This window comes from Rathayibacter sp. VKM Ac-2835, from assembly GCF_013266705.1.
Lineage (GTDB): Bacteria > Actinomycetota > Actinomycetes > Actinomycetales > Microbacteriaceae > Rathayibacter.
This window is the reverse complement of sequence record NZ_JABSNQ010000001.1, coordinates 403,370-425,379: the sequence shown is the minus strand read 5'-3', so window position 1 is coordinate 425,379 and position 22,010 is coordinate 403,370. Positions and strand designations below refer to the sequence as shown.

Sequence of the window (22,010 nt, the reverse complement as noted above, 5' to 3'; positions counted from 1 at the left end):
GCAGGGTCGGACCCTTCGCGAGAACGCCGATGGCCCGGCTCGTGCAGGGCGTGCACGTGCCGGGCCATCGGACGGGATGTCAGCGCATCCGCGAGCGCATCGACCTCCGGGCGGTCAGCGGGTGGACCAGACGGCCCGGCCCTGCCCGTCGTACTCGACGAGGTTCCCGTCGGTCTGCATGACGAGACGGAACGGCCCGACCGAAGCGGAGGCGGGGCCGGACGACCAGGTGACCTTGCCGACCTCGGTCTCGATCGTCGCGACGCCGTCGGCTGCGAGGACGAGAGCGCTCTCGATGCCCGAGGTCCTCGTCTGCCAGATCGCCCCGGACGGGCCGTAGACGACGAAGTTCCCGTCGGCCTGCATCAGCGCTCGGTAGGCGCTGTCGTCCGAGCGCAGCAGCCCCCCGATCTCGAGGACGCCGGGTGCATACGCGACCGACCCCGGCAGAGCGGTCTGACTGTCCCATTCGAGAGCACCGTCGGGATCGACGATCTTCAGCACTCCGCTGTCGTCGAGGGCGACGGTGAGGTCCTCGCCACCGGTGCCGGACGCCCACCTGACCGAGTCGTCGGCGCCGTAGACGACGGCGTTCCCGTCGTCCTGGATGACGAAGCGGTTGCCGATGCCGCGGGTGCCGGTGCTCCAGATCGCTCCGGCGGGGCCGTAGCCGACGAGGTTGCCGTCGCGCTGCATGACCGCGCGGAACAGCCCGTTCTCGGAGGTGAGCTGGTGACCGTGGAAGAGCGTGCTGCCGGTGTCGAGCGAGTGGTGCGGCGGTTCGGCGATCCTCCCGGCGGCGGCGGACCAGGCGGGCGTGCCGTTCTGGCGGTAGAGGACGAGGTCGCCGTCCTCTCCGAGCACGAGGTGGGCGCCGGGCTCACCGTCCGTGCCGGAGCTCCAGAGGGGACGCCGATCCGCATCGACGACGACGATGTTCCCGTCTTCCTGCACGATCAAGGAGTTGCGATCTCCCGAGGTGCCGGTTCTGAAGAGGACCCTCCCGTCGTCCGAGCGGAGGACAGCGTCGCCGTCCGTCTGCATGGTGAGGACGAACGTGTCCTCCGGATCGGAGAACACACTGAAGTTCGGGCCGAGGGTCTCGCCGCTGAGGACGGCGTTGTAGTACTCGTACTGCCCTCTGCTGCCGCCGCTGGGCCACGGCTTGAGGGCGGGTGTGGTCGGGCTCCACTCGGTCGACGAGGACCACCCGGGTGCCCCGCTCGCCGCGAGGGCGGGCGTCCCGCCGAGGAGCAGGCCTCCGGTTGCGACGAGCGCGACGATCCCGGCGGCGAGGGGGCGTGGAGATGTTCTGAGTGACATGGCAGTTCTTTCTCGAGAGGACGGCACCGCCGCGATCGAGGCGGCGTCGCCGAGCGGTCTTCCACCCACACAAGCACTCACCCCCGGGTCCGATCGCGTTCCGGCGCGCAGTGCGGGGTCGTTGTCACGTCACCCGCGAGAACGCCGTCGAGCGCCCGGTTCGAGCGAGGCGAGCGCGAACCGGGCGGTCGCCGTGGAGCTCGGACCGGTCGTGACCGAGGCGCGGACGTCTTCGCGCGCACGGCGACGGCCCGGCTCGTGCGGACTGCGCACGAGCCGGGCCATCGGAGGGAGACGTCACCGGATCGGCGCGCCCGACGACCTAGGAACGGTCAGCGGAGGGACCAGACCGGCCGATCCTCGCTGTCGTACTCGACGAGGTTGCCGTCGCTCTGCAGGACGAAGCGGTAGGGCGCGGTGCCGCCGGCGGCGGGCGTCGCCGTCCAGACGACGCTGCCGTCGCCCGCGACGATCCGGGCGGTGCCGTCCTCGGAGAACTCGAACGAGCTGTCGACACCCGACGTGCCCGTCCACCAGTCGGCGCCCGTCGGGCCGTAGACGACGAAGTTCCCGTCGGCCTGCATCACCGCGCGGTACCGGCCGTCGTCGGAGCGGAGGTGGTCGTCCACCGCGAGGGTGTTCGGCGCGTACATGCTCGACCCGGGCAGCCCGGACTGGCTGGTCCACAGCACGTCGTAGTCCTCGTCGCTGATGCTGAGCACGCCGTTGTCGTCGAGGAGGATGCTGCTCGCCGCGCCCTCGGTGTCGGCGGCCCACTTGATGCCGCCGTCCGCACCGACGATCACGGCGTAGCCGTCCTCCGACACGAGGAGCTCGTTCGCCTCGCCGCGCGTGCCGGTGTTCCAGACGACCCCGTCGGGTCCGTAGCCGACGAGGTTGCCGTCGCGCTGCATCACCGCGCGGAACAGTCCGTTCTCCGAGGTGAGCTGGTGGCCCCGCAGCAGCGGCTCGTCGACGTTCAGGGTGTCGAACGGCGGCTCGGGGAGCGCGCGGCCGACGCTGCTCGCCCACGCGGGCGTGTCGTCCTCGCGGTAGAGGACGAGGTTGGAGTCCCCCTGGACGACCAGGTGAGAGCCCGGCTCGTTGTCGGTTCCGGTGCTCCACAGGGGGCGGTCGGCGGACGAGTAGATCACCACGTTGCCGTCCTCCTGCAGGACGAGGCGGTTGCCGCGGCCCGAGGTTCCGGTGCTGAAGAGCGGGTGACCGACCTCGTCGTAGACCACGGCGTTGCCGTCGTCCTGCATCCGGAAGGTGGATCCTCCTCCGGACCCGTCGGAGGCGATGTACTGGCCGGCGAGGAGCTGCTCGCCGGCGACCAGCTCGTCGGAGACCTCGCCGCGCACTGTCGCGGCGGCGGCGACGGAGGTCGTCGCGGAGGTGCTCGAGGAGACGGTGCTGTGAGCGCTCTGCGCGAGCGCCGGCGTGGCGGTGCAGAGCAGGGCGCCGGCGGCGGCGAGGGCGACGAGCCCTGAGGCGAGTGGTCGTGAGGTGTGGGATGTCATCGCAGTTCTTTCTCGAGAGGGGGGCACCGTCGGAGAGAGGGCGGCATCGCCGAGCGGACTGCCTCGATCCTGGCGCGCAGGAGTGCCGTGCTCCGCGGTCCGGCGCGTGATGCGGGGTCCCTGTCACGCGGTCCCTCCTCCCCGCCGAGAAACGGCCCGGCTCGTGCGAGGAGTGCACGAGCCGTCGGAGGGAGGCCGGCGTCGCCGAGCAGGTGCCTCGAGGGCCGCGAGACGACGCCTCGGCCGTCCGTGGCACGCGACCGGCGTCAGCACGGCTCGGTGCCGCAGACGAGTCAGGGGAGGGGGCGTCGGAGGGCGTCCAGGCGGCGGCGCCAGGCGTCCAGCCGGCCCGGCACCGCGGCGAGCGCCGGCCCGTCGACCCAGCTCGTCGCCAGACGCAGCCCGTGCAGCGCGTTCGCCGTCCACACCTCGCGGCCGTCGAGGTCGGCCGGCTCGGCCGGGGCCTCGATGACGTCGACGCCGAGCGCTCCCGCGAGCACGGAGACCGTGCGGGCGGTCACGCTCCGGACGCGGCGGCTGCTCGCGGGCGGAACGACCAGCGCGTCGCCGAGCCACCAGAGCACGGCGCTCGACGCGCCGTCGACGACCGTGCCGTCTGCACCGAGGATCACGGCCTCGTCCGCACCGGCCGCGAGAGCCCGCGAGCGCAGGAGCGCGAGACGCGCGATGTCCGGTCCCTTGCGCGCCGGAACGCGCCGAGGATCGACGGGGCTCGTCCAGAGCACGACGGTGCGGCCCTGCGGCGGCGCGGGGCGAAGACGCAGGCGCAGTCCCTCCGCGGTCAGCTCGACCCGGGGGAAGGAGTCGCCGGTGCGGGGGAGCGCCGCGACGGCGGCGTCGAAGAACGCCCCGGTGTCCTCCGGTCCAGCGGCGTCGGCGACCGCGGCGAGGAACCGCTCCCGGTGCAGCTCGAGACCGCGCACGCGGCCCGCCGACACCAGCCAGGAGTCGGCCGCGAGGAGGGCGCCGGCCGGAGCGTCGGCCGCGGGACCGAGCTCGCGCCCGTCCCACACCCGCACCAGCTCGCCGTCCACGACGGCCTACGCTAGCCCAGTGGCCGCTCTCCTCGAGGACCCCGCACTCCGCCGGGAGCTGCCGTGGGTCGATCCCGAGCGCGCTCACCTCGCTCTGTTCTCCCGCGCGCACGCCTCCTTCTGGCTCGACTCCGGCCGCGACGCCGTCGAGGGACTCTCCTTCCTCGGTGCCTCCGACGACGTGCTGATGATCGAGGCCGGAGCCGACGTCTCGACGGCGCTCGCCGCGGTCGGCACCGAGCGGACCGGTGACCGGGCACTCGGCCGGTACGGCTGGATCGCGTACGAGGCCGGCGCGCCCTTCGTCTCCCTCCCCGCCGCGTCCTCGGACGCGGAGGCGCCGCCCGCACTCGCGCTGATCCGCGGCGATCCGGTGCTCGAGTTCGATCATGCCCGGAGGACCCTCCACCTCGTGTCCTCCCCGCGGCAGGAGCGGGAGGCGCGGCGACTCGAGCAGGCGCTGACGGCGCTCGCCGCGACTCCCGCCGACAGCCGGGGCCCCGGCGACGCCGAGCCCGCCGGCCCCGCCGTCTGGCGGCACGGCCCCGAGGAGTACCGCGCCCTGATCGCGCGCTGCCAGGCCGCGATCCGCGCGGGTGACGCCTATCAGCTCTGCCTCACCAACGAGGTCCTGGTCGAGGGCGCCTTCGACCCCGTCGAGGCGTACCGCCGCCTCCGCCGCTCGAGTCCCAGCCATCACGGCGGACTGATCCGGATCGGCGGGCTCGCCCTCGTCAGCGCCTCGCCCGAGCGGTTCCTCGCCGTCACAGCGGAGGGCCGCGTCGCCACGCACCCGATCAAGGGGACCCGGCCGCGCAGCGCCGACCCCGCGGCCGATGCGGAGCTGCGGGCCGAGCTGCTCGCGAGCGTCAAGGAGCGCGCCGAGAACGTGATGATCGTCGACCTCGTGCGAAACGACCTCGCGCGGATCGCCGCTCCCTCCTCCGTGCGGGTGGATCGCCTCCTCGAGGTCGAGAGCTACCCCCACGTGCACCAGCTGGTCAGCGAGGTGTCGGCGCAGCGCGCGCCGGGCGTCGGCCTGGCCGACCTGCTCGCGGCGACCTTCCCCGCCGGATCGATGACGGGAGCCCCGAAGCGGCGCGCGATCGAGCTCCTGCGCGAGTGGGAGGCGGGGCCCCGGGGGATCTACGCCGGCGCGTTCGGGCGGCTCGGCGGCGACGGCTCGCTGGATCTCGCGATGACCATCCGCACGCTCGTGCTCGACGGTGTCCGCGCCAGGATCGGCACCGGCGGAGGCATCACCACCCTGTCGATCCCGGACGAGGAGGTGGAGGAGACGCGCCTCAAGGCCCGCGCGCTGCTCGCCGTGCTCGGAGTCGACCTGCGCGTCGCGGACGAGTCGTCGCCCGGTCACTAGAGGCCAGTAGGGTGGTTGGTCGAACGCAGGCGCCTCGATCGCGCGCGTTTCCCCCTCCCTTTAGAAGTGAGACACACCTGTGGCAGAAGAGACCTCCCAGCAGACCGGCGCGACCGACGAGGAGCGCTACGACTTCCGCGCGCTCCAGGAGAAGTGGCTCCCGATCTGGGAGGAGACCCGGCCGTTCGCGACCGGCGACTCCACCGACAAGCGCCCGCGCAAGTACGTGCTCGACATGTTCCCCTACCCCTCCGGCGACCTACACATGGGTCACGCGGAGGCGTACGCGCTGGGTGACGTCATCGCCCGCTACTGGCGCCAGCAGGGCTTCAACGTGCTGCACCCGATCGGCTGGGACAGCTTCGGCCTGCCCGCCGAGAACGCGGCGATCAAGCGCGGCCTGAACCCCGTCTCCTGGACCTACGACAACATCGAGCAGCAGAAGCGCTCGATGAAGCGCTACGCCGCGTCCTTCGACTGGGACCGCGTGCTGCACACCTCCGACCCCGAGTACTACAAGTGGAACCAGTGGCTGTTCCTCAAGATGTACGAGAAGGGCCTCGCCTACCGCAAGGACAGCTGGGTCAACTGGGACCCGGTGGACCAGACCGTCCTCGCGAACGAGCAGGTCCTCGCCGACGGCACCTCGGAGCGCTCCGGCGCCGTCGTGGTGAAGAAGAAGCTCACGCAGTGGTACTTCAAGATCACCGACTACGCCGACCGCCTGCTCGACGACCTCAACCAGCTCGAGGGCTCCTGGCCGTCGAAGGTCATCGCGATGCAGCGCAACTGGATCGGCCGCTCGATCGGCGCCGACGTCGAGTTCGAGATCGAGGGCCGCGACGAGCGGATCACGGTCTTCACGACGCGCCCCGACACCCTCTTCGGCGCGACCTTCATGGTCGTCGCACCCGACTCCGACCTGGCCGCCGAGCTGGTCGAGGGTGCCGACCCGGAGCTGCAGACCGCCTTCCGCAGCTACCTCGAGAAGGTGCAGAAGTCGAGCGAGATCGAGCGCCTCACCGTTGACCGCCCGAAGACCGGCGTCTTCCTCGGCCGCTACGCGATCAACCCCGTCAACGGCGAGCGCCTGCCGATCTGGTCGGCCGACTACGTGCTGTCCGACTACGGGCACGGCGCGGTGATGGCCGTCCCCGCGCACGACCAGCGCGACCTGGACTTCGCCCGCGCCTTCGACCTGCCCGTGCGGGTCGTCGTCGACACGACCGCCTCGGTCACCGGCGCGATCCCGGTCATCCCGAAGGACCCGGAGGAGCTCGCCGCGCTCGAGAAGGAGTACTCGCTCGACCCGGCCACCACCGGCGAGGCGCTGACCGGCGACGGCCGCCTGATCAACTCCGGCCCGCTCGACGGCCTCTCCAAGCGCACCGCCATCGAGCGCGTGATCAAGCTGCTCGAGGAGCGCGGCCGCGGCCGCTCGGCGAAGAACTACCGCCTGCGCGACTGGCTGATCTCGCGCCAGCGCTACTGGGGCACGCCGATCCCGATCATCCACGGCGAGAACGGCGAGCTGATCCCCGTCCCCGAGGACCAGCTGCCCGTGCGCCTGCCCTCGACCGACGGCCTCGACCTGCAGCCGAAGGGCTCGTCGCCGCTCGGTGCTGCGGAGGACTGGGTGAACGTCGCGAACCCGAACGACGGCAGCCCCGCGCGCCGCGACCCGGACACGATGGACACCTTCGTCGACTCCTCCTGGTACTTCCTGCGCTTCCTCTCGCCGAAGGACGACACCCAGGCGTTCGACCCGAAGCTCGCCGAGAAGTGGGCGCCCGTCGACCAGTACGTGGGCGGTGTGACGCACGCGATCCTGCACCTGCTCTACGCGCGCTTCATCACCAAGGTCCTCTTCGACCTCGGCTACGTCTCCTTCACCGAGCCGTTCACCGCGCTGCTGAACCAGGGCATGGTGCAGATGGACGGCGCCGCGATGTCGAAGTCGAAGGGCAACATCGTCCGCCTGTCCGATCAGCTGGACGAGTTCGGCGTCGACGCCGTGCGCCTGACGATGGCGTTCGCCGGGCCGCCCGAGGACGACATCGACTGGGCCGACGTCTCGCCGTCGGGCAGCGCGAAGTTCCTCGCCCGCGCCTGGCGCCTGGCGAAGGACGTCACGACGAAGCCCGACGTGGAGTGGAAGAACGGCGACGCGGCGCTGCGCCGGCAGACGCACCGCTTCCTCGCCGAGTCGCCCTCGCTGATCGAGGCGTTCAAGTTCAACGTCGTCGTCGCGCGCCTGATGGAGCTGGTCAACGCCACCCGCAAGGTCATCGACTCCGGTGCCGGCGCGGGCGACCCCGCCGTTCGTGAGGCGACCGAGGTCGTCGCGATGGCGCTCAACCTGTTCGCGCCGTACACGGCCGAGGACATGTGGAACCGGCTCGGCTACGAGGGCTCGGTCGCGCACGCGCTCTGGCGCAAGGCCGACCCGACGCTCCTGGTCGAGGAGAAGGTCACCGCGATCCTCCAGGTCGACGGCAAGGTCCGCGATCGGATCGAGGTCTCGCCGAAGATCTCCTCGGACGAGCTCGAGCAGAAGGCGCGCGCGGCCACCGGTGTCGCGCGGGCGCTGCAGGGCCGCGAGGTCGTCACGGCCGTCGTCCGGGCGCCGCGCCTGGTCAACCTGGTGACGAAGCCGGCGTAGGTCGTCCCGACCACCTGCTCTCCTCGAAGGGGCCCCACCACTGCGGAGGGGCCCCTTCGGCGTTCCCGCCCGACGCGCTGTCAGGCGGGCGGCACCGAGCCGTTGCGGATGTGCTGGTAGACGACCGAGGTGCGGACGTCCGCGACCTCGCGGCGCTCTGTGAGGCGGTCGATGACGAAGGCGTAGAGGTCGTCGTTGTCGCGGACGGCGACGTGGATGATGAAGTCCTCGTTGCCGGCGGTGACGAAGACGCCGAGGGTCTGCTCGAGGCCGCTGACCCAGTCGCGGAACGACTCGATGACCTCGCGGGACGGCGGCCGGATCCGGACGGCGATCAGCGCCTGGACGCCGCGTCCGATCGCGGCGAGGTCGACGTCGAGGGTGGCGCCTCGGATGACGCCGCGGGTGCGCAGCCGCCGCATGCGGTCGAGGGAGGTGGTGGGGGAGACGCCGACCGCGGTCGCGACGTCGCGATTGGACATCCGCGCATCCGACTGCAGGAGGCGGAGGATGGCGATGTCGAGCGCGTCGAGGACCACCGGATCTCGGTTCTGCTGGTCGTTCATACGGACATTATGCGGGACGCTCGCGCATTGCCTATCGTGAGCGCGGTCGGTCGGGAGGATCGACCAGAGAGGGACGACGATGAGCACTGCACCGGTCGGCTACGCCGAGGACGAGATCGACACCGCGGCGCCGACGCGATCGGCACGGCTGAAGTGGGTAGTCGTGGTCGACGAGACACTGCCGATCGGTCGCGCGGTGAACGCCGCCGTCTGTGTCGCGGCCGCTACCGGCGCGCAGGTGCCCGGACTGCTCGGTCCCGCTGCGCAGGACGCCTCGGGCTCCGAGCACCCGGGGCTGCCGTGGGCGGGCTGCACCGTGCTCGCGTCCGACGCGGCGACGCTGCGGACGATCCGGGCGAAGGCGGAGGCGCACGAGGGGACGTTCGTCGCCGACATGCCCGCCGCCGCGCAGGACACCCGGGTGTACGACGAGTACCGGGAGGTGCTCGGGGCGACCGGGCCCGAGCTCGTCGAGTACCTGGCGGTCGGTCTGATCGGGCCGAGGAACCGCGTGGACAAGATCGTCGGGCGGCTGCGACTGCTCTGAGCGGTCGGGGCGGGCGTCCTCCACAGGACGGGATCTCGAGCTTCTTCCTCTGATCCGCAGGAGTCGCTGATCGCCCGAACCGGGCCGCCCTAGCGTCGTCGGATGCAGCAGACGAGCCAGGCCGACGACCCCGCGGGGCTGCTGCGGCGTCCGCGCCGAGCGCGATCGCGCTGGCGGATCGGGGTCGGCGCGGCGATGGTGCTGGTGATCGCGGCAGCGGTCGTGGCAGTGCTCCTCGCGGGAACGCGGGCGAGCGGCCGGACGGAGGTGCTCGCGCCGGCCGGTGGTGCCGGTGCTGCGGCGGGTCCGTCGGGAGCGCCGGCGTCTGCGGGCGCGACCGGTTCGCCTGCGCCGAGCAGCAGTCCGGGCGAGGTCCTCTTCGTGCACGTCGCCGGAGCGGTCGCGGCTCCCGGGCTCTACCTCCTCGATCCTGGTGCGCGGGTCGCGGATGCGCTCGCGGCGGCTGGTGGCTTCACGGAAGCAGCCGAGCGGGCAGCCGTGAACCTCGCACGGCGGCTCGTGGACGGTGAGCAGATCCTCGTCCCCGAGCGGGGTGTGGCGGCCCTGCCGGGAGGCACGGGTCCGGCCGCAGCTGCGGGCACCACCGGCGGAATCGTCAGCCTCAGCACGGCCACGGCCGCGCAGCTCGAGGAGCTGCCCGAGATCGGTCCCGCTACGGCGGCGAAGATCGTCGCCTATCGCGAGGAGCACGGGCCGTTCACCTCGGTGGACCAGCTGCTGGAGGTGCCGGGCGTCGGCGAGAAGACGCTCGAGGCGTTCCGCGAGCAGGTGGCGCCGTGATCCGCGCGCAGGACCTGCGGCTGCTCCCGCTCGCGCTCGCGGCGTGGGCGGCGGCCGCGGCGACCGGGCTGCTGCCGGTCACGGCCGTTCTCGGGGGCGGGGCGCTGCTCTGCACGGTGGCGTGGTCGGTGACCCTCGTCGTCGTCACGACGGTGCTCGCGTTCCGTCGTCGCCGCGCGGCCGTCGTCCTGGCCGGGATCGCGGTGGCACTCGGGGGAGCGGCGCTGGCCGTCACCTCCGTCGTGGTCGCAGCGCCCGAGCGGCATCCTCCGGAGCTGCGGGCGGCGGCGGAATCCCGAGCGGTGCAGGCGGTGCTCGTCCGCATCGAGACCTCCGCGCGGCCGCTCACCGCCGGCGGAGTGTGGTTCGACGGCACCGCGCTGCAGCTGGAGGATCAGCCGATGTCCGCGCCGGTGCGGGTGTTCCTGGCCGAGCCCGGCGGCCGACTGCCGGTCGGCTCCGAGGTCGTGCTCCGAGTCCGGGCCGAGGAGCCGGGCTCAGTCGGCGAGAGCACGCTCCTGACCGCGAGCGCCGTGCTCGAGCGGCGCCCGCCCGTGGGAGTGGCGGCGGTCGCGGAGGTGCTGCGCGCGGGCTTCCTCGCCCGGACCGCGGTGCTCGGGGGAGACGTGGCCGGCCTGCTGCCCGGGCTCGCGACCGGGGACACCTCCGCCCTCCGGTCCGATCTGGAGGACGACATGCGGACCGCCTCGCTCACCCACCTCACTGCGGTCTCCGGAGCGAACTGCGCGGTCGTGGTCGCGGCCGGCTGGCTCGTCGCCGCGCTGCTCGGCGCCGGCCGTCGCCTCCGCACCCTCTCGGCGCTGGCGGTCCTCGCCGCGTTCGTCGTGCTGGTCACTCCGGAGCCGAGCGTCGTGCGGGCGGCGGTGATGGCGACCGTCGTGCTGCTCGCCCGGCTGGGGCGGCGGTCCGGTGCGGCGGTCCCGGCGCTGCTGGCGAGCGTCGTCCTGCTGATGCTCGTCGATCCATCGATCGCGGGGCGGCTCGGCTTCGTGCTGTCCGTGCTGGCGACGGGCGGGCTGCTGCTCGCGGGGGAGCCGATCGCGGACCGGCTGGGCGACGTGCTGCCGCGTCCGCTCGCGCTGGTGGTCGCGGTCCCGCTGGCGGCGCAGCTGGCCTGCCAGCCCGCGGTCCTGCTGATCGACCCGTCGATCCCGGTCTACGGGGTGCTGGCGAATCTGCTCGCCGAGCCGGCGGCCCCGGTGGCCACCGGACTCGGGCTGATCGGCTGCCTCCTGGCGCCGTGGTGGCCGGGCGGTGCCGACGTCGCGATCCGTCTCGCGGCCGTGCCTGCCTGGTGGATCGCCTCGATCGCGCGCGCCGTCGCCACCTGGCCGTCGCCGCGGATCGCCTGGCTGCCCGGGCTCGGCGGGATGCTGGCGCTCACTCTCCTGACCGTGCTCGCCTTGCTGCTCGTCACCCGTTCGCGTCGCCTCGCGCGGGCGCGACAGGTCGCGGCGACCGTGCTCGCCGGGGCGCTTGTCGTCGGGGGAGCGTCGAGCGTGGCGACACCGCTGCTGCGCTCCGGAGCCGTCCCGTTCGACTGGCGGGTGGCGATGTGCGACATCGGGCAGGGCGACGCGGTGCTGATCCGCGGCGACGCGGGGGTGGTCCTCGTCGACACCGGGCCGCTGCCGGAGCGGCTCGACGCGTGCCTCGACCTGCTCGGCATCGACCGCCTCGCGATGCTCCTGCTCACCCACTACGACCTCGACCACGTCGGCGGCCTGGCGGCCGTGGTCGGCCGCGTCGACGAGGCGCTCGTCGGCCCAGTCGCGGACGAGGGCGACACCCGGGATCGCGCGGCCCTCCTGTCCGGTGGCGCAGCGGTGCGGGAGGCGGCGCGCGGAGACACCGGCTCGGTCGGCTCGCTGCGCTGGCGGGTCGTCTGGCCGGAGCGGGGGACCACCCTGCGCGGCAACGAGGCGAGCGTGACCCTGCGGATCGACATCGCCGCGGACGCGACGGGCGGCCCGCTCTCGCTGGCCATGCTCGGCGACCTCGGTGCCGAGGAGCAGGGCCGACTCGCGCGCCTGGACCCGGGCCGCGTCGACGTCGTGAAGGTGGCGCACCACGGCTCCGCCGACCAGTCGCCGGCCCTCTACGACGCGCTCGGCGCCCGCATCGGCCTCGTCTCGGTCGGCGCGGACAACACGTACGGCCATCCGACGCCCTCGCTGCTCGCCCTGCTGGCCGAGCGCGGCACTCGCGCGCTGCGGACGGACCTGGAGGGGACGGTGCTGCTCTCATCCCGACCGGAGGGCGTCGTGGTCTGGTCAAGTGGAGCGGCCGCCCCTGTGGCTGCTCCGGACGAGCGCGGAGGTGGACTCGCGCCTGTGCTCAGCCGAGGGTCGCCCGTCGCCGGGGAGGGCGGTGCTGCCGGAACCCGATCTGCGGGCGTCTCACGACGGCGTCGACATCCTGTCGCCGCAAGTCGGTAGCGGATGTCTCCGACTGCTTGGATTCGGGATCGACGTGTCAGGACGAGGAGAAGGAGCCGGCGTGACTCGGAAGGAACGACCCGAACTCCGGAAGGACCAACCGGGTGTCTCGATCCCACTGGTCATGTTCGCCCACATGGCAGTCCTCCTGTTCCTGGCCGCGGTGCCGCACCAGCCACCGTGGTGGATCGTCGTCTCCGCGGTCGCGCTGGTCGGAACGGGGATCGGCGCCTTCTCCGATTCCCGCAGGTATCGACGGAAGTACCTGGAGAGGCAGCGACGGCGCGGTCCGTCCTCACGGCGCGACCTCTCCTCGCTTCTCCAGCGCGGGTCTCCGGACTCGTAGAATCGAGGGTCACGGAAGGACGACGGCATGGCAGGCAGAGCCCCGGCGCGCGGCAAGGCGGCCCCCTCGAAGGCGGCGATCCCGCAGCTCGCGTGGAACCAGACGCGACCCGCTCCGATCGTCCTGATCACCGGTCCGGAGCAGTTCCTCGCCGACCGGGCGCTGCGGTTCCTCCGCGAGTTCCTGCGCGCCGAGGACCCTAGTCTCGAGGTCAACGACATCGACGCCGGCGGCTACGCGCCGGGGGAGCTGCTCACGCTGGCGAGTCCCTCACTGTTCGACGAGCCTCGGCTGCTGCGCGTCTCCAACGTCGAGAAGTGCTCCGACGCGTTCCTCGTCGAGATGATCGAGTACCTCGCCCAGCCCGCGGACGGCGCGACCGTCGTGCTCCGGCACGGCGGCGGCAACCGCGGCAAGAAGCTGCTCGACGCGATCCGCTCGGGTACCGGCGGCGGCATCGAGATCGTCTGCGCGGAGCTCAAGCGGGAGAGCGACAAGGTCGACTTCGCGATCGCGGAGTTCCGCACCGCCGGGCGCACGGCGACCACCGGTGCGGTGCGGGCGCTGGTGTCGGCGTTCTCCGACGACCTGGACGAGCTCGCCTCGGCCTGCCAGCAGCTCGTCTCCGACGTCACGGGGGACATCACCGAGGCGACGGTCGCGAAGTACTACGGTGGTCGGGTCGAGACCACCGCGTTCACGGTCGCCGATGCGGCGATCGCCGGCCGGCACGGGGAGGCGCTCCTGGGGCTCCGACACGCGCTGGCGTCGGGTGCGGACCCGGTGCCGATCGTCGCGGCGTTCGCGAGCAAGCTGCGCACGATGGCGAAGGTCGCCGGGTCCCGCGAGGGCTCGGGCCAGATCGCCTCACGGCTGGGACTCGCGCCGTGGCAGGTGGACCGCGCGCGCCGCGACCTGGCCGGCTGGACCGGTGACGGCCTGGGGACGGCGATCCTGACCGTCGCGGAGGCCGACGCGAACGTCAAGGGCGCGACCCGGGACCCGGTCTTCGCGCTGGAGCGCATGGTGTCGGTCATCTCGGCGCGCGGAGTCTGACACGCGTCCGCCGCCCGGAGCCCCCCCCCCGGCCGGAGGTGGCGGGTCTCGATACGCCCCTGCGGGGCTACTCGACCAGCATGTGGTCGTGCGGGCTCGTGCTGCGCGTTGTCCTGGCGAGCCGGCGCCGGTGGTGCTGAAGCCGCGGCTGCGCAGGCGAACAGGCGATTCGCGTGCCAGCGAATCGTCGTAGCCGGAACGCGACCCGCTCCTCCCAGCGCGACCACCTCGGGGAGCCGACCGCGCGACGGACGACGAGGAACGAGGAGTCCGTCGACGGCGATCGGAAACGACGAAGGGCCCGGCCAGAGGCCGGACCCTTCGTCGTTGCGGCGAGACGCAGCCTTACAGCGCGGCGACCTGCTTCGCGATGGCCGACTTGCGGTTCGCGGCCTGGTTCTTGTGGATGACGCCCTTGCTCGAGGCCTTGTCGAGCTTCTTGGCGGCGAAGGCGAGCGCGGTGGCGGCCTTCTCGGTGTCGCCGGCGGCGATGGCGGAGTGCACCGCGCGGACGGCGGTCTTCAGCTCGCTCTTGACCGCCTTGTTGCGGTCGTTCGCCTTCTTGTTGGTGAGGTTGCGCTTGATCTGCGACTTGATGTTTGCCACGTCTATTACCTTCTTCTCGGATGTGTGTGCAGCCGGCTACTCGACGGAGTGCCCCTTCCGGTGGCGTGGAAACGCCATCCCGGTGCGACTGGAGGTCGCCGGCTTCTGAATCACTCCACACACGCCAATGGTGGAGCGCAAGCCAACAAGGAACTTTAGCGCACCCGCCGCCACCCTTCAACCGCGACGCGCCTCCGTCCGTGCCCCCTCCCGCGAGATGCCACTTGCGCACGCGACACGTCGCGCGAGGCGTACGCAAGTGGCATCTCGCGGGAGGAACCCGCCAGTAGCCTGACCAGCGATGCCCCGACTCGCCGATCACATCCCCGCCGTTCCGCCCTCGGGCATCCGCCGGCTGTTCGAGATCGCCCTCCGCCTGGACGGCGTGACGCTGCTCGCGGTGGGGGAGCCCGACGTCGCCGTCGCGCCGCACATCATCGAGGCGGCCCGCGCCGCCTGGGCCGCGGACGACACCGGCTACGGCCCGAACGGCGGCCTGATGGAGCTGCGGCGTGCGATCGTCGCCAAGCTCGCCCGCGACAACGGGTTCCGCGCCGACGTCGAGCAGGTCTGGGTCACGGTCGGCGCCACGCAGGCGCTGTACCAGGCGATGACGCTGACGCTCGGCCCGGGCGACGAGGTGCTCCTGCCCGACCCCGGCTACACCACCTTCACGATGAACGCGCGGATGATCGGTGCCGTCCCGGTGCCCTACACGCTGCGCGCCGAGAACGGCTTCTTCCCGGATCTCGACGAGCTCGAGCGGATCGTCACCGACCGCACCCGGGCGATCATCGTGAACAGCCCCTCGAACCCGCTCGGCATCGTGCTGCCGCGGCCGATGCTCGAGCGGCTGCTCGAGTTCGCTCGTCGCCACGACCTCTGGATCATCAGCGACGAGGTCTACGAGTGCTTCACCTACGGCCGCCCGCACGTGAGCCTCGCCGCGCTCGCACAGGAGGCCGGTCACGACGACGACCGCGTCTTCAGTGTCTTCTCCTTGTCGAAGACCTACGCGATGACCGGCGTCCGCGTCGGCTACCTCATCACTCCTCCCGGCCTGACCTCGACGATGGTCACCGTTCAGGAGGCGTCGATCAGCTGCGTCGCGACGCCCGACCAGCGCGCGGCCCTCGCGGCGCTGACCGGCCCGCAAGACGCGGTGGCCGCTGCCTCCGCGCACTACCTCGCCAATCTTCGGCTCGCGACGGCGCTGCTCGACGAGCGCGGCATCCGCTTCCGCGAGCCGGAGGGCGCCTTCTACCTCTGGATCGACGTCTCGCATGCGAGCGACGGCGACGTCGCCTCCTGGGCCGAGTCCTTCCTCCTCGAGACGCTCGTCGCGGTCGCGCCGGGCAGCGCCTTCGGCCGCACCGGCGAGGGCTGGATCCGCGTCTGCCTCGCGGCCGACCCCGCCGACCTCGAGCACGGGCTCCGCGCACTGCCGGCTCCGATCGCGGCGGCGAGCGCATGAGCGCCGACGACGTCCTGGTCCGCCGGGTGCGCCCCGACGAGTACGCCGAGGTCTCGCGCCTGCGTCTCGCCGCCTACGCGCACGACTACGAGCTGGGGGAGGAGTACGCGGCGGACGTCGCCGACGTCGCCCGGCACGACCGCGAGGGCGAGGTCTGGGTCGCCGAGGAGGCCGGCGCGATCCTCGCGACCGTCACCACCGCGGCTCCCGGCGCCAACCTCTACTCCCTCGGCCGCCCGGGCGAGCTCGACTGGCGACTGCTCGCCGTCGCCCCGGAGGCGCGCGGCCGCGGTCTGGGCCGCCTGCTCACCGAGTTCGTGGTGATGCTCGCGGTTGAGCGCGGTGTCGAGCGCATCGTGATGAACAGCGGCACGGACATGCTCGCCGCGCACGCCCTCTACGAGAGCATGGGCTTCGTCCGGCTCCCCGAGCGCGAGAACCCGCCCGGGATCGAGCCCACGCGCACCTACGGACTCGACCTCTAGGCACGATCGCCCGCAGAACATCAGCGGAGAGGCGCTTCTATCGCTGATCGGCGATGAGACCCCTCCACAGCTGATGCTCTGCACCGCATCCGGCCGGTCCCGGCCCCTCGCCCGCCGTCGCACCCCGGCCATGGGACACTGGACGCACGATGTCTCCACGTGCACACCTCGGGCTCGAGCCCGCCGCGACCGATCCGGCGTCCATCCGCAACTTCTGCATCATCGCCCACATCGATCACGGCAAGTCCACCCTCGCCGATCGCATGCTCGGCATCACGGGCGTGGTCGAGGACCGCGCGATGCGCGCGCAGTACCTCGATCGGATGGACATCGAGCGCGAGCGCGGCATCACGATCAAGTCCCAGGCCGTCCGGATGCCGTGGGAGCGCGACGGGCAGACGTTCGCGCTCAACATGATCGACACCCCCGGCCACGTCGACTTCTCCTACGAGGTCAGCCGCTCGCTCGCCGCCTGCGAGGGCGCGATCCTCCTTGTCGACGCCGCCCAGGGCATCGAGGCGCAGACACTCGCCAACCTCTACCTCGCGCTCGAGAACGACCTGGCGATCATCCCGGTCCTCAACAAGATCGACCTGCCCGCGGCCGATCCGGAGAAGTACGCGGCCGAGCTCGCGAGCCTCATCGGCGGCGACCCGGCCGACGTCCTCCGCGTCTCCGGCAAGACCGGCGTCGGCGTCGAGGCGCTGCTCGACCGCGTCACCGAGCTGGTGCCCGCGCCGGTCGGCGACAAGAACGCCCCGGCCCGCGCGATGATCTTCGACTCGGTCTACGACTCCTACCGCGGCGTCGTCACCTACGTCCGGATGATCGACGGCCAGCTCTCGCCGCGCGAGAAGATCCAGATGATGTCGACGCGCGCGACGCACGAGATCCTCGAGATCGGCGTCTCCAGCCCCGAGCCCGTCTCCACCAAGGGCCTCGGCGTCGGCGAGGTCGGCTACCTGATCACCGGCGTGAAGGACGTGCGCCAGTCGAAGGTCGGCGACACCGTCACCACGGCGTCCAAGCCCGCCACCGAGGCGCTGCCCGGCTACACCGAGCCGCTGCCGATGGTGTTCTCCGGCCTCTACCCGATCGACGGCAGCGACTACCCGGATCTCCGCGAGGCGCTGGACAAGCTCAAGCTCTCCGACGCGGCGCTCGTCTACGAGCCCGAGACCTCGGTCGCGCTCGGCTTCGGCTTCCGCTGCGGCTTCCTCGGCCTGCTGCACCTCGAGATCGTCACCGAGCGGCTGGACCGAGAGTTCGGCCTCGACCTGATCACCACGGCGCCGTCCGTCATCTACGAGGTGACCACCGACGACAAGAGCACCGTCACGGTCACCAACCCGAGCGAGTTCCCGGTCGGCAAGATCGCCAGCGTCACCGAGCCGATCGTCCGGGCCGCGATCCTCGCGCCGAAGGACTACGTCGGCACGATCATGGAGCTCTGCCAGAGCCGCCGCGGCACGCTGATCGGCATGGAGTACCTCGGCGAGGACCGCGTCGAGATCCGCTACCACATGCCCCTCGGCGAGATCGTCTTCGACTTCTTCGACAACCTGAAGTCGAAGACGGCCGGCTACGCCTCGCTCGACTACGAGCCCGCCGGCGACCAGGAGGCCGACCTGGTGAAGGTCGACATCCTGCTGCAGGGCGAGCAGGTCGACGCGTTCAGCGCCATCGTCCACCGCGACAAGGCCTACGCCTACGGCGTGCTGATGACGGGGCGGCTGCGCAAGCTGATCCCGCGCCAGCAGTTCGAGGTGCCCATCCAGGCCGCGATCGGCGCCCGCATCATCGCGCGCGAGTCGATCAGCGCGATGCGGAAGGACGTCCTCGCCAAGTGCTATGGCGGTGACATCACCCGCAAGCGCAAACTGCTCGAGAAGCAGAAGGAGGGCAAGAAGCGCATGAAGATGGTCGGCCGCGTCGAGGTCCCGCAGGAGGCGTTCATCGCCGCCCTGAGTGGTGACGTCGAGACGAAGGACAAGAAGTGAGCGTCCGGCGCTCGAGCTTCGAGGGGCAGCCGCAGGTCACCTACGCGGCGGTCGGCGGCACGCTCGCGCCGGACCTGCTCGAGTACCCGCCGGACGGCTTCACCGCCGAGCGGTTCGAGGCGCGCCTGGGCTCGGGCGCCGAGCGCTTCGCGATCACGACCGCGTCGCTGATGACGTGGGGCGTGCAGCGCGGCAGCGGCATCGCCGTCACCGACATCACCGCCGGCAGCGGGGTGCAGTACACGGGTGTCAACTTCGACTCCGCCGGCACGCCGATCGACCTCGCCAGCCGCCCGACCGAGGAGCAGTTCTCGGCCGACGGCACGCCCTACATCACCGCCGGCGTCACCGCCGTGCTCAAGATCACCCTGCTCGGCCGGACGGTCGACGCTCCCGTGCGCGTCGTCTACGTCGTGGACGAGCCCGACCAGGTCGGCTTCGCCTACGGCACCCTCGAGGGCCACCCGGAGAGCGGCGAGGAGTCCTTCGTGGTCGAGAAGCGCGCCGACGACTCGGTCTGGCTCGTCATCCGCGTCTTCTCACGGCCCTCCACCGCCCTCTACCGCCTCGGCACCCCCGTCCTCCGCGCCGTGCAGAAGCGGCAGGTCAAGAAGTACCTGCGCGCGCTGCTGCCGGCGCGCGTCAGCTGACGTGGGCAGCGCCCTCCCGCTCGCCGACCCGGCTCCGCTCGACGGACTCCTGCCGGCCTCCGTCGCCGACGGAGTGCTGAACCGCGACCTCGGGCTGTACGTGCACGTCCCGTTCTGCCGGGTGCGCTGCGGCTACTGCGACTTCAACACCTACACGGCGACGGAGCTGCGCGGCGCGAAGCAGCAGGACTACGCGGACGAGGCGATCGTCGAGATGGCCCTCGGCGAGGGCGTGCTCGCGGCGGCGGGTCTGCCGCGGCGTCCGGCGGCGACGGTGTTCTTCGGCGGCGGTACTCCGACGCTGCTGCCGGCCCGCGACCTCGTGCGGATGCTCGACGGGCTCCGCCGGCACTTCGGCATCGCCGACGGTGCCGAGATCACCACGGAGGCGAATCCCGACTCGGTCGACGCCGCCTATCTCCGCGAGCTGGCCGAGGCCGGCTTCACCCGGGTCAGCTTCGGGATGCAGTCGGCCGTGCCGCACGTTCTCGCGACGCTCGAGCGCACCCACGACCCGGAGCGCGTGCCGCTCGTGGTCGAGTGGGCGCGCGAGGCGGGGCTGCAGGTCAGCCTCGACCTGATCTACGGGACGCCGGGGGAGTCGCTGGCCGACTGGGAGCGCTCGCTCGACTCGGCGCTGGCGAACCGGCCCGACCACCTCTCGGCGTACGCGCTGATCGTGGAGGACGGGACGAAGCTCGCGCGGCAGATCCGCCGGGGCGAGGTGGCGACTCCGGACGACGACCTGACCGCGGACATGTACGAGCTGGCGGATGCTCGGCTCGCCGCGGCCGGCTACTCCTGGTACGAGGTCAGCAACTGGGCCCGCGACGACGCGCACCGGTCGCGGCACAACCTGTCCTACTGGCTCGGGCACGACTGGTGGGGCGTGGGTCCCGGCGCCCACAGCCACGTCGGCGGGGTGCGCTGGTGGAACGTGAAGCACCCGGCGGCCTACGCCGAGCGACTGCACTCCGGATCGTCGCCGGCTGCGGGGCGGGAGACCCTCGACGACGCGACCCGCCGGGTGGAGGACGTGCTGCTGCGCTCCCGGCTGGCCGACGGGCTGCCGATCGACGCGATCGACCCGGAGCGGCGTCGCGAAGTGGCGGGTCTCATCGCCGACGGACTCGTCGACGGGCGTGCCGCGCTCGGCGGGCGGATCGTGCTGACGCTGCACGGCCGACTGCTGGCCGACGCGGTCGTCCGCCGCCTGACGGACGGCTGAGCCGGCCGGGGTTCGTACGGGAGGGTGGGTCTCGATACGCCGCCTGCGGCGGCTACTCGACCAGCACGGGGTGCAGCCTGCGACGGCTACTCGACCAGCATGAGGTGTCGCCTGCGGCGGCTACTCGACCAGCACGAGGCGTCGCCTGCGGCGGCTACTCGACCAGCGCGCTGCGCAGCGGGCGCATCGAGATCCCGCCCGGTCTCTACTTGAAGAAGGGGATGCTCAGCGGGTACGTGTAGTACTCGCCGGCGCTGGCGCGCACCGAAGCGATGATCGCGAAGACGATGACCAGGATCGGCACGACGAGGAAGACGATGAAGCCGACGAGCACGAAGCTCAGGATCGTCCCGGCCACGTAGGCGATCAGCGTGGTCAGGTGGAAGTTCAGCGCCGTCTTCGCGTGCGCCTCGAGGAAGGGCCCGCGGCCCTTGAAGACGAGGTAGACGATCAGCGACGGGATGAAGCTGAAGAAGATGCCCGTGACGTGGGTGACGATGGCCCAGGTCTTCTCGTCGGCCGGATTCAGCGGCGGCGCGGGCGTCGAGTAGGCGGGCGGCGCGGGCGGGGTGGCCGACATGGTGATCTCCGTCTCAGGCATCGGCGCGTCGGGCGACCCCGGGCGCTCGGCGTCCATCGTGGCAGAGAGGCGGCCGCTCCGGTGCGGATCCTGGGCGAGCCCCGCCCTCCTCCGTTCTGCGCGGTTATGATTGGCACTCAATCTCGCGGAGTGCCAAGCTCCGCGCGGCGCCACGGCGCCGAGGTGGTCGTGCCGCGAGGCACCCGGAGTCCGGCGGGAGGTCGGTCGTATGGTGACGGAGCGCGGTCTCCAGGTCCTGCGCGTGATCGTGCAGGACTACGTCGCGAACCGCGAGCCGGTGGGCTCCAAGTCGATCGTCGAGCGCCATGCGTTCGGCGTCTCCGCGGCGACCATCCGCAACGAGATGGCGCAGCTCGAGGAGGAGGAGCTGATCGCGGCCCCGCACACCTCCTCCGGCCGCGTCCCCACCGACAAGGGCTACCGCCTCTTCGTCGACCAGCTGACCGACCTGCGCCCGCTGACCGCGGCGCAGCGGCAGGCGATCGAGACCTTCCTCGGCCAGAGCCCCGACCTCGACGAGGTGCTCGTGCGGACGGTCCGGCTGCTCTCGCAGCTCACCAACAGTGTCGCGCTCGTGCAGTACCCCTCCTTCGGGGCCGCGCGCATCCGTCACGTCGAGCTGGTCGCTCTCGCCCCGCGGCGGCTGCTCTCCGTGCTGATCACCGACACCGGCCGCGTCGACCAGCGCGTGCTCGAGACGCCCGAGGACGTCGACGAGCTGCTGCTCGGCGAGATCCGGGCGAAGCTCAACACGGCCGTCCTCGGTCTGGGCCTCGCCGCTGCGGCGGAGACGCTGCAGAGCGCGACCGAGCAGTTCAGCCCCGAGCGCCGCGACGTCGTCGACCCGGTCGTGCAGACCCTGCTCGAGCAGGTCGGCGCGAACCGGCAGGACCGCCTGGTGATGGCGGGCGCCGCGAACCTGGTGCGCACGGAGGAGGACTTCTCCGGCAGCATCTATCCCGTTCTCGAGGCGATCGAGGAGCAGGTCGAGCTGCTGCGCCTCTTCGCCGAGATGACGCCGGACCCGCGCGGCATCTCGGTCCGCATCGGCCGCGAGAACGCGCCGTTCGGCCTGCAGGAGACCTCCGTCCTCACCAGCGGCTACAACACGGCCGGCGGCCAGGTCTCGCGCCTGGGGGTCCTCGGACCGATCAGGATGGACTACTCCGGCAACATCGCGGCGGTCCGCGCCGTCGCCCGCTACCTCTCCCGCCTCCTCGGCGAGGAATGACCCGCTCTCAGACCCTCGC

The 22,010-nt window shown here is 71.9% G+C and carries 18 protein-coding genes; 12 read left to right on the top strand and 6 right to left on the bottom strand.

Annotated elements, in window-relative coordinates; translation table 11 throughout:
• Positions 1-114: 114 nt before the first annotated feature.
• The 3 genes from HRK28_RS01985 to HRK28_RS01975 form a co-directional block, all read right to left on the bottom strand.
• Positions 115-1,323 carry a hypothetical protein gene (locus tag HRK28_RS01985; protein ID WP_173250261.1) on the bottom strand — a complete coding sequence of 403 codons (1,209 nt, stop codon included), beginning with the start codon at positions 1,321-1,323 and terminating at the stop codon, positions 115-117.
• Positions 1,324-1,655: 332 nt separating this feature from the next.
• Positions 1,656-2,846, bottom strand: coding sequence for a hypothetical protein (locus tag HRK28_RS01980; protein ID WP_173250260.1), 1,191 nt, complete (start codon positions 2,844-2,846; stop codon positions 1,656-1,658).
• 293 nt (positions 2,847-3,139) lie between these two features.
• Positions 3,140-3,901, bottom strand: coding sequence for an aminotransferase class IV (locus tag HRK28_RS01975; protein ID WP_173250259.1), 762 nt, complete (start codon positions 3,899-3,901; stop codon positions 3,140-3,142).
• A gap of 19 nt (positions 3,902-3,920) precedes the next feature.
• Here HRK28_RS01975 and HRK28_RS01970 point away from each other — a divergent pair, with 19 nt between their 5' ends.
• On the top strand, positions 3,921-5,279 hold the full coding sequence (locus HRK28_RS01970; RefSeq protein ID WP_367948322.1) for an anthranilate synthase component I family protein: 1,359 nt from the start codon (positions 3,921-3,923) through the stop codon (positions 5,277-5,279).
• A 79-nt stretch (positions 5,280-5,358) separates the two neighbouring features.
• The gene (gene leuS, locus HRK28_RS01965) at positions 5,359-7,941 is read left to right on the top strand and encodes a leucine--tRNA ligase (RefSeq protein WP_160088595.1); all 2,583 of its coding nucleotides are present in this window, start codon (positions 5,359-5,361) and stop codon (positions 7,939-7,941) included.
• Between the two features lie 80 nt (positions 7,942-8,021).
• Here the strand turns inward: leuS and HRK28_RS01960 are convergent, their stop codons facing one another.
• Entirely contained in the window at positions 8,022-8,507 is a 486-nt protein-coding gene (locus HRK28_RS01960) for an Lrp/AsnC family transcriptional regulator (protein WP_160088597.1), read from the bottom strand.
• A gap of 79 nt (positions 8,508-8,586) precedes the next feature.
• Between HRK28_RS01960 and HRK28_RS01955 the strand changes: the two genes are divergently transcribed.
• The 4 genes from HRK28_RS01955 (at position 8,587) to holA (ending at position 13,716) form a co-directional block, all read left to right on the top strand.
• Positions 8,587-9,054, top strand: coding sequence for a DUF2000 domain-containing protein (locus tag HRK28_RS01955; RefSeq protein ID WP_173250258.1), 468 nt, complete (start codon positions 8,587-8,589; stop codon positions 9,052-9,054).
• Between the two features lie 102 nt (positions 9,055-9,156).
• Complete coding sequence (locus HRK28_RS01950) at positions 9,157-9,855, top strand: ComEA family DNA-binding protein (protein WP_173250257.1); 699 nt, start codon at positions 9,157-9,159, stop codon at positions 9,853-9,855.
• Entirely contained in the window at positions 9,852-12,314 is a 2,463-nt protein-coding gene (locus HRK28_RS01945; protein ID WP_173250256.1) for a ComEC/Rec2 family competence protein, read from the top strand. Before HRK28_RS01950 ends, HRK28_RS01945 begins: the two co-directional genes overlap by 4 nt.
• A 373-nt stretch (positions 12,315-12,687) precedes the next feature.
• The gene (holA, locus tag HRK28_RS01940; protein ID WP_123735445.1) at positions 12,688-13,716 is read left to right on the top strand and encodes a DNA polymerase III subunit delta; all 1,029 of its coding nucleotides are present in this window, start codon (positions 12,688-12,690) and stop codon (positions 13,714-13,716) included.
• A 345-nt stretch (positions 13,717-14,061) separates the two neighbouring features.
• Here the strand turns inward: holA and rpsT are convergent, their stop codons facing one another.
• The gene (rpsT, locus tag HRK28_RS01935; protein WP_160088609.1) at positions 14,062-14,322 is read right to left on the bottom strand and encodes a 30S ribosomal protein S20; all 261 of its coding nucleotides are present in this window, start codon (positions 14,320-14,322) and stop codon (positions 14,062-14,064) included.
• 301 nt (positions 14,323-14,623) lie between these two features.
• Here rpsT and HRK28_RS01930 point away from each other — a divergent pair, with 301 nt between their 5' ends.
• From HRK28_RS01930 to hemW, 5 genes are all read left to right on the top strand, one after another.
• Positions 14,624-15,796 (top strand): pyridoxal phosphate-dependent aminotransferase, encoded by a 1,173-nt coding sequence (locus HRK28_RS01930; RefSeq protein WP_160088611.1) that lies wholly within the window; start codon positions 14,624-14,626, stop codon positions 15,794-15,796.
• Complete coding sequence (locus tag HRK28_RS01925; RefSeq protein ID WP_173250255.1) at positions 15,793-16,281, top strand: GNAT family N-acetyltransferase; 489 nt, start codon at positions 15,793-15,795, stop codon at positions 16,279-16,281. Before HRK28_RS01930 ends, HRK28_RS01925 begins: the two co-directional genes overlap by 4 nt.
• A 149-nt stretch (positions 16,282-16,430) precedes the next feature.
• Complete coding sequence (lepA, locus tag HRK28_RS01920; protein ID WP_123445615.1) at positions 16,431-18,281, top strand: translation elongation factor 4; 1,851 nt, start codon at positions 16,431-16,433, stop codon at positions 18,279-18,281.
• Positions 18,278-18,931 carry a DUF1990 family protein gene (locus HRK28_RS01915; protein ID WP_160088615.1) on the top strand — a complete coding sequence of 218 codons (654 nt, stop codon included), beginning with the start codon at positions 18,278-18,280 and terminating at the stop codon, positions 18,929-18,931. The genes lepA and HRK28_RS01915 overlap by 4 nt, the downstream gene beginning before the upstream one ends.
• Before the next feature lies 1 nt (position 18,932).
• Positions 18,933-20,159: a radical SAM family heme chaperone HemW gene (gene hemW / locus HRK28_RS01910; protein WP_160088617.1), complete on the top strand. Its 1,227-nt coding sequence runs from the start codon at positions 18,933-18,935 to the stop codon at positions 20,157-20,159.
• Between the two features lie 205 nt (positions 20,160-20,364).
• On the opposite strand, the gene HRK28_RS01905 is transcribed toward hemW, so the two are convergent.
• Positions 20,365-20,739 carry a DUF4870 domain-containing protein gene (locus HRK28_RS01905; protein WP_173250254.1) on the bottom strand — a complete coding sequence of 125 codons (375 nt, stop codon included), beginning with the start codon at positions 20,737-20,739 and terminating at the stop codon, positions 20,365-20,367.
• A 229-nt stretch (positions 20,740-20,968) separates the two neighbouring features.
• Here HRK28_RS01905 and hrcA point away from each other — a divergent pair, with 229 nt between their 5' ends.
• Complete coding sequence (gene hrcA / locus HRK28_RS01900) at positions 20,969-21,991, top strand: heat-inducible transcriptional repressor HrcA (RefSeq protein ID WP_127886279.1); 1,023 nt, start codon at positions 20,969-20,971, stop codon at positions 21,989-21,991.
• Positions 21,992-22,010: the final 19 nt, after the last annotated feature.

Coding starts and splice junctions, on each gene's coding strand:
- HRK28_RS01930 (WP_160088611.1), top strand. CDS start 14,624: ATGCCCCGACTCGCCGATCACATCCCCGCCGTTCCGCCCTCGGGCATC.
- lepA (WP_123445615.1), top strand. CDS start 16,431: ATGTCTCCACGTGCACACCTCGGGCTCGAGCCCGCCGCGACCGATCCG.
- HRK28_RS01925 (WP_173250255.1), top strand. CDS start 15,793: ATGAGCGCCGACGACGTCCTGGTCCGCCGGGTGCGCCCCGACGAGTAC.
- HRK28_RS01905 (WP_173250254.1), bottom strand. CDS start 20,739: ATGTCGGCCACCCCGCCCGCGCCGCCCGCCTACTCGACGCCCGCGCCG.
- HRK28_RS01955 (WP_173250258.1), top strand. CDS start 8,587: ATGAGCACTGCACCGGTCGGCTACGCCGAGGACGAGATCGACACCGCG.
- holA (WP_123735445.1), top strand. CDS start 12,688: ATGGCAGGCAGAGCCCCGGCGCGCGGCAAGGCGGCCCCCTCGAAGGCG.
- HRK28_RS01950 (WP_173250257.1), top strand. CDS start 9,157: ATGCAGCAGACGAGCCAGGCCGACGACCCCGCGGGGCTGCTGCGGCGT.
- HRK28_RS01960 (WP_160088597.1), bottom strand. CDS start 8,507: ATGAACGACCAGCAGAACCGAGATCCGGTGGTCCTCGACGCGCTCGAC.
- HRK28_RS01985 (WP_173250261.1), bottom strand. CDS start 1,323: ATGTCACTCAGAACATCTCCACGCCCCCTCGCCGCCGGGATCGTCGCG.
- HRK28_RS01980 (WP_173250260.1), bottom strand. CDS start 2,846: ATGACATCCCACACCTCACGACCACTCGCCTCAGGGCTCGTCGCCCTC.
- hrcA (WP_127886279.1), top strand. CDS start 20,969: ATGGTGACGGAGCGCGGTCTCCAGGTCCTGCGCGTGATCGTGCAGGAC.